The sequence below is a fragment of the Pseudoalteromonas sp. NZS100 genome, from assembly GCF_015864815.1.
Lineage (GTDB): Bacteria > Pseudomonadota > Gammaproteobacteria > Enterobacterales > Alteromonadaceae > Pseudoalteromonas > Pseudoalteromonas distincta.
Genome location: NZ_JADYWM010000001.1, coordinates 149,958 through 164,105 on the forward strand (window position 1 = coordinate 149,958; position 14,148 = coordinate 164,105).

The 14,148-nt window shown below is 40.0% G+C and carries 18 protein-coding genes; 5 read left to right on the forward strand and 13 right to left on the reverse strand.

Annotation, left to right across the window (positions count from 1 at the left end; genetic code table 11):
- Positions 1-20 precede the first annotated feature (20 nt).
- Both I6E69_RS00710 and dolP read left to right on the forward strand, forming a co-directional pair.
- Positions 21-614, forward strand: coding sequence for an SIS domain-containing protein (locus tag I6E69_RS00710; protein WP_002957968.1), 594 nt, complete (start codon positions 21-23; stop codon positions 612-614).
- Complete coding sequence (gene dolP, locus I6E69_RS00715; protein WP_039485369.1) at positions 607-1,173, forward strand: division/outer membrane stress-associated lipid-binding lipoprotein; 567 nt, start codon at positions 607-609, stop codon at positions 1,171-1,173. Before I6E69_RS00710 ends, dolP begins: the two co-directional genes overlap by 8 nt.
- A gap of 57 nt (positions 1,174-1,230) precedes the next feature.
- Here the strand turns inward: dolP and I6E69_RS00720 are convergent, their stop codons facing one another.
- The 8 genes from I6E69_RS00720 to zapE all read right to left on the reverse strand — a co-directional run bounded on the left by I6E69_RS00720 (position 1,231) and on the right by zapE (position 7,758).
- Positions 1,231-1,668: a ClpXP protease specificity-enhancing factor gene (locus I6E69_RS00720; protein ID WP_002957966.1), complete on the reverse strand. Its 438-nt coding sequence runs from the start codon at positions 1,666-1,668 to the stop codon at positions 1,231-1,233.
- The gene (gene sspA / locus I6E69_RS00725) at positions 1,668-2,294 is read right to left on the reverse strand and encodes a stringent starvation protein SspA (protein WP_002957965.1); all 627 of its coding nucleotides are present in this window, start codon (positions 2,292-2,294) and stop codon (positions 1,668-1,670) included. Before sspA ends, I6E69_RS00720 begins: the two co-directional genes overlap by 1 nt.
- An 80-nt stretch (positions 2,295-2,374) precedes the next feature.
- On the reverse strand, positions 2,375-3,124 hold the full coding sequence (locus I6E69_RS00730) for a cytochrome c1 (protein WP_002957964.1): 750 nt from the start codon (positions 3,122-3,124) through the stop codon (positions 2,375-2,377).
- Complete coding sequence (locus tag I6E69_RS00735) at positions 3,121-4,386, reverse strand: cytochrome b N-terminal domain-containing protein (protein ID WP_002957963.1); 1,266 nt, start codon at positions 4,384-4,386, stop codon at positions 3,121-3,123. Before I6E69_RS00735 ends, I6E69_RS00730 begins: the two co-directional genes overlap by 4 nt.
- Positions 4,386-4,976 carry a ubiquinol-cytochrome c reductase iron-sulfur subunit gene (gene petA, locus I6E69_RS00740; protein ID WP_002957962.1) on the reverse strand — a complete coding sequence of 197 codons (591 nt, stop codon included), beginning with the start codon at positions 4,974-4,976 and terminating at the stop codon, positions 4,386-4,388. Before petA ends, I6E69_RS00735 begins: the two co-directional genes overlap by 1 nt.
- A 581-nt stretch (positions 4,977-5,557) precedes the next feature.
- The gene (gene rpsI / locus I6E69_RS00745) at positions 5,558-5,950 is read right to left on the reverse strand and encodes a 30S ribosomal protein S9 (RefSeq protein ID WP_024595789.1); all 393 of its coding nucleotides are present in this window, start codon (positions 5,948-5,950) and stop codon (positions 5,558-5,560) included.
- A gap of 8 nt (positions 5,951-5,958) precedes the next feature.
- Entirely contained in the window at positions 5,959-6,387 is a 429-nt protein-coding gene (rplM, locus tag I6E69_RS00750; protein ID WP_002957960.1) for a 50S ribosomal protein L13, read from the reverse strand.
- Positions 6,388-6,669: 282 nt separating this feature from the next.
- Positions 6,670-7,758, reverse strand: coding sequence for a cell division protein ZapE (zapE, locus tag I6E69_RS00755; RefSeq protein ID WP_002957958.1), 1,089 nt, complete (start codon positions 7,756-7,758; stop codon positions 6,670-6,672).
- Between the two features lie 134 nt (positions 7,759-7,892).
- Here zapE and I6E69_RS00760 point away from each other — a divergent pair, with 134 nt between their 5' ends.
- The 3 genes from I6E69_RS00760 (at position 7,893) to I6E69_RS00770 (ending at position 11,003) form a co-directional block, all read left to right on the forward strand.
- Entirely contained in the window at positions 7,893-8,336 is a 444-nt protein-coding gene (locus tag I6E69_RS00760) for a YhcB family protein (protein ID WP_002957957.1), read from the forward strand.
- Between the two features lie 129 nt (positions 8,337-8,465).
- Positions 8,466-9,818 (forward strand): Do family serine endopeptidase, encoded by a 1,353-nt coding sequence (locus tag I6E69_RS00765; RefSeq protein WP_024606350.1) that lies wholly within the window; start codon positions 8,466-8,468, stop codon positions 9,816-9,818.
- 102 nt (positions 9,819-9,920) lie between these two features.
- Positions 9,921-11,003: a trypsin-like peptidase domain-containing protein gene (locus I6E69_RS00770; protein ID WP_024595792.1), complete on the forward strand. Its 1,083-nt coding sequence runs from the start codon at positions 9,921-9,923 to the stop codon at positions 11,001-11,003.
- Between the two features lie 83 nt (positions 11,004-11,086).
- Here the strand turns inward: I6E69_RS00770 and murA are convergent, their stop codons facing one another.
- Genes murA through mlaD form a run of 5 tightly spaced genes read right to left on the reverse strand, consistent with a single transcriptional unit; the run spans position 11,087 to position 14,143 of the window.
- Positions 11,087-12,346: a UDP-N-acetylglucosamine 1-carboxyvinyltransferase gene (gene murA / locus I6E69_RS00775; RefSeq protein ID WP_002957954.1), complete on the reverse strand. Its 1,260-nt coding sequence runs from the start codon at positions 12,344-12,346 to the stop codon at positions 11,087-11,089.
- Between the two features lie 13 nt (positions 12,347-12,359).
- Positions 12,360-12,617, reverse strand: a complete 258-nt coding sequence (locus tag I6E69_RS00780; RefSeq protein WP_002957953.1) for a BolA family protein — start codon at positions 12,615-12,617, stop codon at positions 12,360-12,362.
- Between the two features lie 5 nt (positions 12,618-12,622).
- On the reverse strand, positions 12,623-12,916 hold the full coding sequence (locus tag I6E69_RS00785) for a lipid asymmetry maintenance protein MlaB (RefSeq protein WP_002957952.1): 294 nt from the start codon (positions 12,914-12,916) through the stop codon (positions 12,623-12,625).
- Complete coding sequence (locus I6E69_RS00790) at positions 12,909-13,589, reverse strand: phospholipid-binding protein MlaC (protein WP_039485391.1); 681 nt, start codon at positions 13,587-13,589, stop codon at positions 12,909-12,911. The genes I6E69_RS00785 and I6E69_RS00790 overlap by 8 nt, the downstream gene beginning before the upstream one ends.
- A gap of 5 nt (positions 13,590-13,594) precedes the next feature.
- The gene (gene mlaD, locus I6E69_RS00795) at positions 13,595-14,143 is read right to left on the reverse strand and encodes an outer membrane lipid asymmetry maintenance protein MlaD (RefSeq protein ID WP_002957950.1); all 549 of its coding nucleotides are present in this window, start codon (positions 14,141-14,143) and stop codon (positions 13,595-13,597) included.
- Positions 14,144-14,148: the final 5 nt, after the last annotated feature.

The window sequence follows — 14,148 nt, forward strand, 5'->3', positions numbered from 1 at the left end:
AGATAAATTATTGGTAGGCTATGCAAGACACAATTAAAGAAATTTTTACAGAAAGCATTCAAGTTCAAATCGCTGCTGGTGAAGTGCTACCTAGTGCGCTTGAGTCAGCTGCATTTACTATTGCACAAAGTCTGATCAACGGAAATAAACTCATTTGCTGCGGTACTGCAAATTGCCACATGCTCGCTCAGCATATGGCGGGTGTATTGGTTAATCACTATGAAACCGAACGTCCCTGCTTACCTGCAATCGCTCTATCGCAAGAAAACGTTAATCTTGGGCAAAGTACTCAGGTAGACGATCACGATACATTTGCTCGTCAAGTCCGCGCTTTTGCCCAGCAAGGCGACTTATTGCTCGTACTGGCTATTAACGGTAACGAAAAGCATGTTATTTCTGCTGTTGAAGCTGCACTAACTAAAGACATGAAGGTCATAGTTATGGTTGGTGATGATGGTGGTGAGTTGGTTGGCCTACTTGGCCCTAACGATGTTGAAATTAGATCCCCATCTAAACGCCCTAGCCGCATTATCGAATCCCATTTAGTTAACTTACATTGTTTAAGCGAACTTGTTGATTTAACGCTTTTCCCTCAGGATGAAAATTATGTTTAAACGCTCTCTTATTGTTTTAGGTACTGTTGTATTACTACAAGGCTGCGCAGCTGCTGTTGTAGCAGGTACAGCCAGTGCAGTAACTGCAGCGAACGATCGCCGTACCATTGGCTCTCAAATTGACGATAACAATATTGAAATAAAAGCCAGTATTGCACTTAGCGAAGTAGAACGCCTTGAAAAGTTTGCCAATATAAGCGCTGTAAGCGTTAACGGTATTGTTTTACTTGTAGGCCAAGTATCTAATGAAGAAATGAGAAACGAAGCACAGCGTACCATTGAGGGCGTTTCAGGTATTCGTAAGATACATAACCAAATTCGTATTGGCTCAAATATTGGTATTACTACACAAACGCATGACTCTTGGTTAACTTCTAAAGTAAAAGCTCAGCTACTAACAGCAAAAGACATTAGCAGTAATAACATTAAAGTAGTTACTGAAAACGCTGAAGTATTTTTAATGGGTTTAGTATCTGACTCTGAGTCTACTCAAGCTGTAAACATTGCCCGAAATGTATCTGGCGTAGAGCGTGTAATTAAAGTATTTGAATATATGTAAAGTAAAATACAGACATAAAAAAACCGCTTATTAAGCGGTTTTTTTTGCATTTACTTATTATTTAATAACGCGTAAATGAGAGCCTTTTTTCTTCTGTGGCTTTTCTGGTGGTGTTTCATCAATAAATTCAGCTGATGAATCAACACTTTCAAGCTCAGGCACAAAATCGTCTTCGTCCTCTAAAAACTCATCTGCAGTAAAGACTGTTCCTTCGCCATTTTCACGCGCGTATATTGCAAGCACAGCACCTAGAGGCACATACACTTGCATTGGCTGACCACCAAAGCGCGCATTGAAGCTAAGTTGGGTTAAGTCTAACGAAAACTGTGTGACCGCTGATGGACTTATGTTTAAAACAATTTGTCCGTCTTGAACAAACTGTGTTGGCACTTGTACATTTGCAAACCCAGCGTCTACCACTAAATGCGGTGTACACTCGTTATCGACTATCCAATCAAAAAAAGCACGTAATAAATAAGGACGATTAGGCGTCATTATAAACGGATCTCACGCTCAGCTTCAGTTAAAGAGGCTTGGAATGACTCACGTTCAAATAAACGGATCATGTACTCTTTAAGCTCTTTAGAACCTGCACCATTAAGCTCAATACCAAACTCTGGTAAACGCCATAATAGTGGAGCTAAATAACAGTCTACTAAGCTAAACTCTTCACTCATAAAGTAAGGTGCTTCGCTAAAAATAGGTGCTACAGCAAGTAATGCTTCTGTTAGCTCTTTACGAGCTTGAGCAGCATCTGACGTGTTGTTACTGATTTTGTCAGCTAGGCTGTACCAGTCAGTATCAATACGATGCATCATTAAGCGGCTACGACCACGCATTACCGGGTAAACAGGCATTAGTGGAGGATGAGGAAAACGCTCATCAAGGTATTCCATGATGATGTTTGCCTGGTATAAACCAAGCTCACGGTCAATCAGTGTTGGCACTGTGCCGTAAGGGTTAATTTCGTGAAGTGCTTCTGGCAAGTTATCTTTTTCAGCCAAATGAATATCTACACTTACACCTTTTTCCGCAAGTACAATACGTACTTGGTGGCTATACATACAGTTAGCACCAGAAAAAAGGGTCATTACAGGGCGCTTATTGGCAGCTACGGCCATGCCTATACCTCCATTAAATAACTAAAACAGCAAAAGGGGCTTAAGCCCCTATTGCAAAATTACCTTTAAAAATGTTCAACTTAATGAACATCTCTCCAGTATTCTTTCTTAAGCATAAATGCCAAGATAAATAGAATTATTAAGAATCCTATTACCTTAATACCTAGCGCTTCCGATTCAAGACGTGAAGGTTCACCCACGTACTCAAGGAAGTTTGTTAAATCACGAGCCGCTTGGTCGTATTCATCTACGCTTAATTCACCCGTACCATCAGTTTCAGTAGCAATAACTTTGGTCACAGTGTGGCCATGTTCTTCTACTTCTTTAGTGATAGGCGTTGGTAAACCTTGTAGTTCTTGAAGAACATGAGGCATACCTACCGATGGAAAAACAATATTGTTAACTCCAAACGGGCGAGATTCATCTTTATAAAACGATTTTAGGTACGTGTAAATATAATCTGGTGATTTTACACGTGCAATAAGAGTTAAATCCGGCGGAGCCGCACCAAACCATTTTGCTGCATCGTCTTTTGTAATTGCGTTGGTGATATGGCTACCTACTTTAGAGCCGTCAAAAATTAACTGCTCTAAACCAACTTCTGTTGGGATACCGATATCACGAAAAGTACGCTCATAACGTTGATACTGCATTTGGTGACAACCAAGACAGTAGTTCATGAACAACTTTGCACCGCGTTGTAAAGATGGTTGATCAGTAAGGTCGTTATTCGCTTCCATTAAAGGAACCGACGGACCTGCTGCCATAACCATGTTAGGCAACAAGTTTACTGATAAAGCAAATAAACCAATAATAAGCTTCTTCATCATTTCGTTAACCTCTCTGGCAATGGCTTAGTTTTTTCGTTCTTACTGTATACAAACAACAGCACGAAGAACATAAAGTAAGTCACAGTACAGATTTGAGAAATAATCGTTTTCATATCAGTTTGTGGAGTTGCACCCACCCAACCAAGAAGAACGAAAGTTACAACAAAGCCTGCAATGTTCCATTTATGGAAACCACAACGGTAACGAACCGATTTAACTCTACCACGGTCTATCCAAGGTAGTAATGCAAGTACTACAATCGATGCACCCATCGCCGCAACACCGATTAACTTATCAGGGATTGCACGTAAGATTGCATAGAATGGCGTAAAGTACCAAACTGGGAAAATATGCTCAGGTGTTTTAAGTGGGTTAGCTGCCTCGAAGTTTGGACCTTCTAAAAAGAAGCCATTCATCGCCGGCATAAAGAACACAACCCAACAAAACAGTATTAAGAAACCAACCACACCCACAATATCTTTAACTGTGTAGTAAGGGTGGAACGGTATCGCATCAACAATGTCTTTTTTGTTAGTGTAATACTCATGGAATTTAAATTTAGGCTTATCTTCTTCAGCTACTGAGCCTTTCTTACGTTTAATCTCAATACCTTCAGGGTTATTTGAACCCACTTCGTGTAGAGCAACAATGTGTAAGAAAACTAAGATTACAATAACCAGTGGTAGTGCAATTACATGTAATGCAAAGAAGCGATTAAGCGTTGCACCTGATATTACGTAGTCACCACGGATCCAAAGTGTTAAGTCATCACCAATAACCGGAATAGCACCGAATAATGAAATGATTACTTGTGCGCCCCAGAACGACATTTGGCCCCATGGTAATAAGTATCCCATGAATGCTTCAGCCATTAGCGCTAAGAAAATGAACATACCAAATAACCACAGTAATTCACGCGGTTTTTGGTAAGAACCGTAGATCATGCCACGGAACATATGCATATATACAACGATGAAAAACGCTGATGCACCTGTTGAGTGCAAGTAACGTAGTAACCAGCCATATTCTACATCACGCATGATGTACTCTACCGAAGCAAAAGCACCTTCAGCAGACGGAACAAAGTTCATCGTTAACCAAATACCTGTTAGGATTTGGTTTACTAGTACTAACATGGCTAATGAGCCAAAAAAGTACCAGAAGTTAAAGTTTTTAGGTGCTGGATACTGTGCAATGTGCATGTTCCAAACACGTGTCATTGGGATTCGGTCGTCTATCCAACCAATAATCTTACCAAACATTAGGCTACCCCTCTTTCTTCGCCCACTAAAATAGTGGTGTCATCTAGAAAAGTATAAGGTGGTATTTCTAAGTTTAATGGTGCAGGTACCGATTGAAATACTCGACCAGCCATATCAAATTTAGAACCGTGGCACGGGCAGTAGAAACCGTCATCAGTCCCTTCTACTTTCTCACCAAAATTACCTTGTAAAAAGCCTGGTGAACATCCTAAATGCGTACAAATACCTACAGCCAAAAATATTTCTGGACGTAATGAACGGTAATCATTTGTTGATGATTCTAATTGTTGTGGCTCTTGCGATTGCGGATCACGAAGTTGACCTTCATGTTCTTTCATCTGCTCAAGCATTTTTGGGGTACGTGATACAACCCATACAGGTTTACCACGCCACTCGACACGTATTAATTGTCCAGGCTCAAGTTTGCTGATATCTACTTCTACAGGCGCACCCGCAGATTTAGCTCGCTCACTTGGATTCCAAGACGCAATAAAAGGAACAGCAGCCCCAGCCGCACCAACACCACCTACAACAGAGGTAGCTATGGTTAAAAAGCGACGTCGGCCATTGTCTACAGGCGCATTGCTCATCCACTTATCTCCACTATGATTCTCAACACTTGCTATATTGAGAACATCAGTTACAGCAGGTTAATTATTCGAAATTTTTAAAATAGAAGCGATCATAATTAAAACCCTTGATTAAAACAAGGTTATTCAAAGCCCCATGCTCGAATAAACCTGACTTGATCAAAAATTTGATTAAGCTAGCTCGAGAATAAAGCCGAACGACTATAATAACGCTTCTGTAAAAACAATATACTGACCGAGATCAACACCACTAAGAGGAAACAGTAAAAACTGTACATAGTGTCGTTAAACTCACTCATTTTACTTCCACGCCAATTGTAGCAAAAAATTCCACCAATTAACTGATGGATTTAAACTAATTACGATAATTATTTAACTTTTTTGCAGCTATCTGAGTGTTTTTTAACTTTCGTTCGATTAATACGCAGTTATTAATAAATTTGATCATCATTAATTACAGCAATACCAAGTATGGCGACCGCTATAAACAAATTTAAATTAAGTAGCAAATGTAAACTTTTTGATTTGAAAACAAAAAACCCAGCATAAGCTGGGTTTTTGAATTCTTGATAACGTATAGATTAACGTTTTGAGAACTGTGGACGCTTACGCGCTTTCTTAAGACCCACTTTCTTACGTTCAACTTTACGTGCATCACGTGTAACAAAACCTGCTTTACGAAGTTGTGGACGTAGTGACTCGTCAAACTCCATAAGTGCACGAGTGATACCGTGACGGATAGCACCAGCTTGACCAGTTGTACCACCACCAGAAACGGTGATGTAAAGGTCAAATTTTTCAGTCATATCAACTAGCTCAAGAGCTTGATGAACAACCATGCGTGCTGTTTCGCGACCAAAATACTCTTCTAGAGAGCGTTTGTTGATTACGATGTTACCAGTGCCTGGGCGTAAGAATACGCGAGCACTTGAACTTTTACGACGACCTGTACCGTAGTATTGATTTGCCATGATGGTGCTCCTTAAATGTCTAGAACCTGAGGCTGTTGTGCAGCATGGTTATGCTCAGTACCTGCGTAAACTTTAAGTTTACGGTACATAGCGCGGCCTAAAGGACCACGTGGCAACATGCCTTTTACAGCTTTCTCGATGATCATTTCAGGCTTTGCAGCTTGAAGTTTATCAAAAGTAGTAGACTTAAGGCCACCTGGAAAACCAGAGTGAGCGTAGTACACTTTATCTTTGAATTTGTTACCAGTTACAGTAACTTTTTCAGCGTTGATAACGATGATGTAATCACCAGTATCTACGTGAGGAGTGTATTCAGCTTTATGCTTACCGCGTAGGCGGTGAGCGATTTCAGTAGCGATGCGACCTAAAGTTTTACCTTCAGCGTCAACTACGTACCAGTCACGTTTTACTGTTTCTGGTTTAGCAACAAACGTTTTCATTTATAAAAATCCAATGTTTTTCAATTAAAACCACAAGTAGTTAATATTAACTACTGCTCTAAGTTTGCTATAACCCCTTCGAGTTTTAGACTTTTGCGCCGCTCACAAGTGGCTAGACTATATGAGGACATAGAACGCAACGTGGCAGACGCGGGAGTATACCAGCACTTAAAACACATTGCTACTCGCCGGTTGTTTTTTCCACAAGAAATTTCAGAAATAAGAAGTACTATATATGTACCTCTTTTTTATAGTTGCCCTATTACACATTTACTTACTTATTTAAACTAAATGCTCTCTAGCTAAATATTCTAAGGATTGCATTTCTTGTAAACGACTAATACAACGCTTAAATTCAAAGTTTAAATTACCTTGGGTATAAAGTTCGGTAATAGGTTTTTCAGCCGATATAATTAAAGTTACATGGCGCTCATAAAATTCATCCACTAAAGCAATAAAGCGTCTAGCAGCATCATCATTAGTTTGCCCTAGCTGTTTTACGTTAGAAATAATCACCGTATTGTATAAGCGGCTAATCTCCATGTAATCGACCTGGCTACGTGCTGTTTCGCACAATTCACTAAACTCAAACATCACAACGCATTTAGCTACTTTACGCGTTTTGATTTTTCGCCCTTCTATCTCTATCGGCTCATCTAATTGCCCTGGCTCTGGCGATAACTTATCGAAGTACTCAAATAGGTTCTTATCCGCATCTTCATCTAACGGGCTGTGAAAAATTTCAGCTTGCTCTAAGGTACGTAATCGGTAATCAATACCTGAATCTACATTAACTATCTCGGTATTTTTTTTAACAAGCTCGATTGCTGGCATAAAACGCGCTCGCTGTAAGCCATTTCTGTAAAGTTCATCTGGCACTATATTAGAGGTTGCTACAAGTACTATGCCCCGTGCAAATAGCGCTTCCATTAAGCCACCTAATAGCATGGCATCAGTAATGTCTTGTACAAAAAACTCATCAAAGCAAATAATGTCTGTTTCTGCTTTAAAAGTGTCAGCAATTTTTTCTAATGGATTAGCCGTATTATTTAGCTTTTTAAGCTCATTATGCACTCGGTGCATAAATCGATGAAAGTGCACACGCATTTTACGTGTGCCCGGTAATGATTCATAAAAAGTGTCAACTAAATAAGTTTTACCACGCCCTACTCCCCCCCAAAAGTACAAACCTTTTACAGGCGCAGGTTCTTCTTTACTAAATAGCTTAGCAAAAAAGCCTTTTTGTTTTGGCTTTGTCTGAGTTAGGTCATCGTATAGACGTTGTAAATGGCGCACAGCATTTTCTTGTGCTGCGTCGTGTACAAAGTCATCTCGCTTTAAGTCTTGTTGGTATGTTTGCCAAGGAGTCATATCTATTTACAGTTAAAACACAGTTTAATTTGCAAAGCATATTAACACGCATCATAACTCGGGGTATATTACACTTAGTATGATTTATAATTGAATCGGCATTCGTTAGTTATTTTCCCAAAGGGGTAGTTTTTATGGGCACAGTTATGTGGGTAGGTTTGATTGTTATTGTTGCTGTTGTAGCATTTTTTATTGGCGCATTTGTTACTAAAAAACAGTTCAAACAAGATGAATTAAAAGAGCAAGCAGAGCAAGCTGAAAATGCGTTAGAGCAGTATCGTCAAGATGTAGCTGATCATTTAGCGAATACTGGTAAGCTCGTAAATAAAATGAAAGAAAACTATGATCAACTGCTTAGTCACGTTGAAGAAACAAACCAGCTTCTTCTAGAAGATAGAAATAAAGCACCAGCTGAACCATTCTTTTCAAAAGAAACAACAGAACAACTGCAGGCTTCATTAAAAGAGCGTCAATGCGATCGTTCTACAGCCGCAGCACAACCAGCTGATTATGTATCAGGTGAATCAGGTTTATTTGCTGGTCAAAATAAAGTTTCAGAACATTCTAAAGCATCTTGATGAACTTTTTTTTGACCCCATAGTCTTTAGATATAACAGCTTTGTTGTTTTATCTTAATAAACCGAAAAGGGCTGCTGTAAAGTAGCCCTTTTTGTTTTGCTTTATCTTAAGTGGAGTTACCCCAGACTATGAAAATGAAATTATCACTTATCAGCGCAGCTATTCTATCTACAAGCTTGTTAATGAGCCCTGTAGCGTCTTATGCAAAAATGCCAATTGCAGTAAATGGTCAACAACTACCAACTCTTGCCCCCATGCTAGAGAAAATATCTCCAGGTGTTGTAAGTATCCAAGTTTCAGGCTCAAAAGAAGTACGCCGCCGTGCAGATCCGCTTGAATACTTTTTTGGACAGCAACAGCCTCGCAGTCAAAAGCGTCAATTTAGTGGATTAGGCTCTGGGGTAATTATTGATGCTGATGAGGGTTATGTAGTCACTAATAATCACGTAATCCAAGATGCCGAAAAAATGGTAGTAACCCTCGAAGATGGCCGTGAATTTGAAGCAACTAAAATTGGTACTGATACAGAATCAGACATCGCTCTTTTACAAATAGACGCTGATGACTTAACTGAAATAAAACTCGCAAATTCAGACAGTTTACGAGTGGGCGACTTTGCTGTCGCTATTGGTAACCCATTTGGACTTAGCCACACAGTTACATCTGGTATTGTTAGTGCTCTTGGTCGTAGTGGTTTAAATATTGAGGGCTACGAAGATTTCATTCAAACCGATGCTGCTATTAACCAAGGCAACTCTGGTGGCGCATTAGTTAACTTAAACGGTGAATTGATTGGTATTAACACTGCTATTTTAGGTGCTTCTGGCGGTAACGTGGGTATTGGTTTTGCCATTCCATCAAACATGATGAAAAACTTAGTTGATCAAATTGTTGAACACGGTGAAGTACGCCGAGGTTCGCTGGGTATTTCTGGCCGCCCACTTGATGCAGGCCTTGCTAAAGCGCAGCAACTTGACGTTAAACAAGGTGCTTATGTAATGCAAGTAATGGACGACACTGCCGCAAGTAAAGCAGGTATAAAAGCAGGTGACGTAATTGTTAGCATTAATGGCGGTGATATTAGTGGTTTCCATGAACTACGCAGCAAAATTGCTACGCTAGGTGAAGGCCGCGAAATAAAACTAGGTATTTACCGCGATGGTAAAATTAAAACGGTAAAAGTAACTCTTGATGGTGCATCAGGTGTTACAGCGACAGGCGAAGAGCTGCATCCTGCGTTCCAAGGCGCGACACTTGAAAACGTGCAAAAAAACAGTAATAAAGGTGTTGAGGTTACGTCTGTAGACCCTCGCTCACCTTCTGCCCGTGTTGGCCTTGAAGAAGGTGATATTATTATGCAAGTGAATCGCCAACGAGTAGAGACTATTCGTGATATGAATAAGATTATCGAAAACACCAAAGGTAATATCGTACTTGGTGTGCAACGTGGTCGTGAGTCTATATTTATTTTAATTCAGTAATAAATAGCACTATTAATGTAATAAAAATAACAGTGGCACTTGCCGCTGTTATTTTTTTTATGTCATCATAAAGAGATTGCTCACTTACATAATAAGAAAACTGTGCTGAAATTAATAAAATTTATTCTTCCCCCTTTATTTGCAGGTCTAAGTATTGCTTTTTTAGTGGTTTTTTTCAGCCCTAATATGCGAGCCGCCTTACTTCCTAATGTTCCCCTTCCAAGCGCGATGAGTGCGAGTCATCTGAGTTTTTCTGATGCAGTTAAACGAGCAGCTCCTTCTGTAGTTACTATTTTTTCAGAAAGCATTTCCAAAGAACCTCGTTATAAAAGAAAAAACACGGTACAAGAGCTAGGCTCTGGCGTCATTATGTCGCAGGACGGTTATATTCTTACTAACTACCATGTTGTGAATAATGCAGACCAAATTATGGTTATCTTAACCGATGGCCGACGCTTTTTTGATGTGCAACTAATTGGTTTTGATACCATTACTGACTTAGCCTTACTTAAAATCAATGCAGATCACCTCCCAGTGATTCCCGTAAACGATAGCTATGTATCAAATGTAGGCGATGTTGTACTTGCTATAGGCAACCCGCTTAACTTAGGACAAACAATCACTCAAGGCATTATTAGTGCAACGGGTAAGCAAAAAATTACAGATAGCCCTTACAATAACTTATTGCAAATGGATGCAGCTATTAACGTGGGCAACTCCGGCGGCGCATTAGTTAACTCCAATGGTGATTTAGTCGGCATTACTTCTGCACAATTTAAAACGCGTGAGAACTTGAATATTCAAGGAATATTTTTTGCGGTTCCTTACTCACTTGCTAAAAAAGTGATGGGTAAACTCATTCGTCACGGTCGGGTTGTACGCGGCTATTTAGGCTTTGAAGGCACAGCAGTAGATAGTACAGGTAAAGAAGTAAACGACAGCCTAACGCCGGTTACCGGCATGCGCATTACTAATTTAGACCCTTTGGGGCCAGCATGGCAAGCAGGCATTGAAGAGCAAGATATCGTCATTAAAATTGCAGGGCTTTCGGTAGCAAACCCACAAAAAGTGCTTGAAAAAATAGGTAATACGGAGCCCGGTAAAGAAATAGAATTTGAGCTATACAGAGATGGGAAAATAGAAAAAATCATGGTCGTGGTAGCTGAGCTTGAAACAAAGCTTTAATAAATAATACCAATCGCCAATAAAAAGGTCGGATAGCAATTTGCGTATCCGACCTTTTTAAAATAGCTTAACTAGTTATCTACTTAGCTACTTCTACGTTTAATGTTTGCGCCTAATGCACTTAGTTTATCTTCAATGCGCTGATAACCTCTATCAACGTGATAAATACGGTCAACAACCGTTTCACCTTGTGCCACTATACCCGTTAAAATTAAACTAGCTGAAGCGCGTAAATCGGTTGCCATCACTTGCGCACCCGTTAAGCTTTCAGTTTCACCACAAATTGCGGTATGCCCTTCTAAACGAATATTAGCGCCCATACGCTGCAACTCTGGTACATGCATAAAACGGTTTTCAAAAATCGTTTCTGTGATCGTTGCACTACCATTTGCTACTACATTCAATGCTGTAAACTGAGCTTGCATATCCGTAGGAAAACCTGGGTGTGGAGCTGTTTTAATATTCACGGCTTTAAGTTCTCGGCCACGCATATCAAGATAAATACTATCGTTATGTACTTCTAGGTGTGCATTCGTAGCACGTAACTTTTCAATCACAGGCTCAAGAGAATGAAAGTCTGTATTTTTACAAAGTACTTCACCGCCAGCCATTGCTGCTGCGACTAAAAACGTCCCAGTTTCAATTCGGTCAGGTAAAATACTGTGTTCACAGCCAGCTAAACGCTCAACGCCTTCAACTTCAATGCGGCTAGTACCTGCACCTGTGATTTTAGCGCCCATAGCAATTAGGCAGTTAGCTAAATCAATTATTTCAGGCTCGCGTGCCGCATTATCAAGTATGGTTTTACCATCAGCGAGGGCCGCTGCCATTAATAGGTTTTCGGTAGCGCCTACGCTTACCATTTCCATAAAAATTTCAGCGCCTTTTAAGCGACCATTTACCTTGGCATTAATATAACCATTTTCAACGTTTATTTGTGCGCCCATACGCTCCAAACCTTGAATATGAATATCAACTGGGCGAGCGCCAATAGCGCACCCACCAGGTAAAGACACTTGAGCCTCACCAAAACGTGCAACTAGAGGGCCTAATGCAAGCACAGAGGCGCGCATTTGCTTTACTAAGTCGTAAGGCGCTAATGTTTTATTAACCGTTGCACCGTCAATTACTAGCGTATCGCCCTGCCAATTAACATCTGCACCTAAAGTTTTTAATAGTGCTTCAGTGGTCACTATATCGCGAAGACGCGGTACATTAGTAAATATACTTTTACCATCAGCTAATAGTGAAGCAAATAAAATAGGAAGTGCGGCATTTTTAGCGCCCGAAATAGTCACTTCACCAGCAAGTGAAGTGCCACCTTGAATTACAAATTGATCCATTAGGAGGCCCTAGTTATTGCGGTAAAATGAATTTTTGTTCACGCTTCCACTCTACAGGAGTAAATGCACGAATAGATACTGCGTGAATTGTCCCATCTGAAATTGTATTCATTAATGGACCATAAACTAGCTGCTGCTTTTTAACTCGGCTTAAACCGTCAAAGCATTCGCCTACCGCAACAACTTCATAATGACTACCATTGGCTTTTACATGTACTTCAGCTAATTGAAGTTCTTCGCGTAATAATGTTTCGACTTGGCTAGTTTCCATAACTCTCACTCAAATAGGGTTGTAACCTGACCCAATTGCATTAAATTTTGCAATTGCTCAGGTAGGTTTTGCAATTCAAGGCGAATGCCTTGCTGCTTTAATTCTGCAAAAGAGTGAATTAACCAAGCTAAGCCTGCTGTGTCAACCCTTGATACTCCACTTAGGTCGAAATAGATGATTTTATGCTTAGTTAATAACTTATTGTTCAGAAGCTGTTCATCGCCAATTGAATTTCGAGTAAGCTCACCGCTTACTCCAAAATGTTGTCCATCAACTTGGCTTATTGCCAATTTAGTCATTCGAGTTACTGCCTCTAAACTGAACTGGTAGCTGACTCTTTTGCTCTAAAAGGTTACTTACATTATCAATACCTTGCTGGCGCAAAATACCTTGCAGCTCGCTTTGCTTTGCGTCCAGTAAACTAATACCTTCGGCAATCATATCGTACGCGCGCCACTCACCGTCGCGGTCTTCGCGTACTTTAAAATCGATTCTGATATCAGGTTTACCGTCTTCAATAATTTTAGTCTTAACAACAACAACGTCTTTGCCTTTAAACGCTTGCTCTGCACCAAACTCAACTTTCTGGTTTGTGTATTGAGTAAATACACCTGCATAAGTAGCAACTAAGTACTCTCTAAATACACCAATAAAGCGTTGAATTTCTTTAATTGCTTTGGCCTTTTCAGCCTCGTCGGTAATTGCACGTACTTTAGATACTTCACTGCCAAGTACACGAAGTGCTGCATATTTATAGTCGATATAAGGCATTAATTCCTCTTCGACTATTACGCGAAGGTATTCTTGATCTTTAACAATTAATGGCTGATCTTTTTTAATGCGCGCAAATGTATTATCGGCAACTTGGCGTACCATTTTATTAGGATCGACTAATTTCACATCTGCTGCACTTACGCTTTGAGTTAGCGTCATTGTGCCAATTGCTACAATAGCTAAAAACTTTTTCAACATAATAATTACTCACTACCTTGGTTGAATAAAAACTGCCCGATTAATTCTTCAAGTACAATGGCAGACTTAGTATCAGTGATTGAATCGCCATCACCTAGTGCTTTACTTTCCACACCAAATAAATCGTCAATTGCTTCATCTTGCTTGTTTTCTGTCACTGTTTCGCCTAAACAACGTTGCTTAGCAGAATCTGGAGAAATTACAGGGTGAATACCCAAGTACTGCTCACCTAAAATACCCGACGTTAAAATAGAGATTGAGCTTGTGTCTGAAAAACGACATAAGTACTGTGCGTCAATGGTCATATTAACGACTGGTAAAAACTCTTGTGGGTGAACATAAATTGATTCAACACGACCAATTACAACACCACCTACTTTTACCGGCGCACGCGCTTTTAACGAGCCGATGTTTTCAAACTTGGCATTAAGCGTATATGTTTCGCCAGAGCCACTAATACCTGAATTGGCAACTTTAAGTGCAAGCATCGCAAAAGCTAAAATGCCAAGTGCTACAAAAAAACCAACTAAAATTTCTAATTTCCGTGAATTCATTATCT

Coding starts and splice junctions, on each gene's coding strand:
- I6E69_RS00760 (WP_002957957.1), top strand. CDS start 7,893: ATGGGCACAGTTATGTGGGTAGGTTTGATTGTTATTGTTGCTGTTGTA.
- I6E69_RS00780 (WP_002957953.1), bottom strand. CDS start 12,617: ATGGAAACTAGCCAAGTCGAAACATTATTACGCGAAGAACTTCAATTA.
- I6E69_RS00765 (WP_024606350.1), top strand. CDS start 8,466: ATGAAAATGAAATTATCACTTATCAGCGCAGCTATTCTATCTACAAGC.
- I6E69_RS00730 (WP_002957964.1), bottom strand. CDS start 3,124: ATGATGAAGAAGCTTATTATTGGTTTATTTGCTTTATCAGTAAACTTG.
- zapE (WP_002957958.1), bottom strand. CDS start 7,758: ATGACTCCTTGGCAAACATACCAACAAGACTTAAAGCGAGATGACTTT.
- sspA (WP_002957965.1), bottom strand. CDS start 2,294: ATGGCCGTAGCTGCCAATAAGCGCCCTGTAATGACCCTTTTTTCTGGT.
- dolP (WP_039485369.1), top strand. CDS start 607: ATGTTTAAACGCTCTCTTATTGTTTTAGGTACTGTTGTATTACTACAA.
- I6E69_RS00720 (WP_002957966.1), bottom strand. CDS start 1,668: ATGACGCCTAATCGTCCTTATTTATTACGTGCTTTTTTTGATTGGATA.
- rplM (WP_002957960.1), bottom strand. CDS start 6,387: ATGAAAACGTTTGTTGCTAAACCAGAAACAGTAAAACGTGACTGGTAC.
- murA (WP_002957954.1), bottom strand. CDS start 12,346: ATGGATCAATTTGTAATTCAAGGTGGCACTTCACTTGCTGGTGAAGTG.
- mlaD (WP_002957950.1), bottom strand. CDS start 14,143: ATGAATTCACGGAAATTAGAAATTTTAGTTGGTTTTTTTGTAGCACTT.
- I6E69_RS00710 (WP_002957968.1), top strand. CDS start 21: ATGCAAGACACAATTAAAGAAATTTTTACAGAAAGCATTCAAGTTCAA.
- I6E69_RS00785 (WP_002957952.1), bottom strand. CDS start 12,916: ATGACTAAATTGGCAATAAGCCAAGTTGATGGACAACATTTTGGAGTA.
- petA (WP_002957962.1), bottom strand. CDS start 4,976: ATGAGCAATGCGCCTGTAGACAATGGCCGACGTCGCTTTTTAACCATA.
- I6E69_RS00735 (WP_002957963.1), bottom strand. CDS start 4,386: ATGTTTGGTAAGATTATTGGTTGGATAGACGACCGAATCCCAATGACA.
- I6E69_RS00790 (WP_039485391.1), bottom strand. CDS start 13,589: ATGTTGAAAAAGTTTTTAGCTATTGTAGCAATTGGCACAATGACGCTA.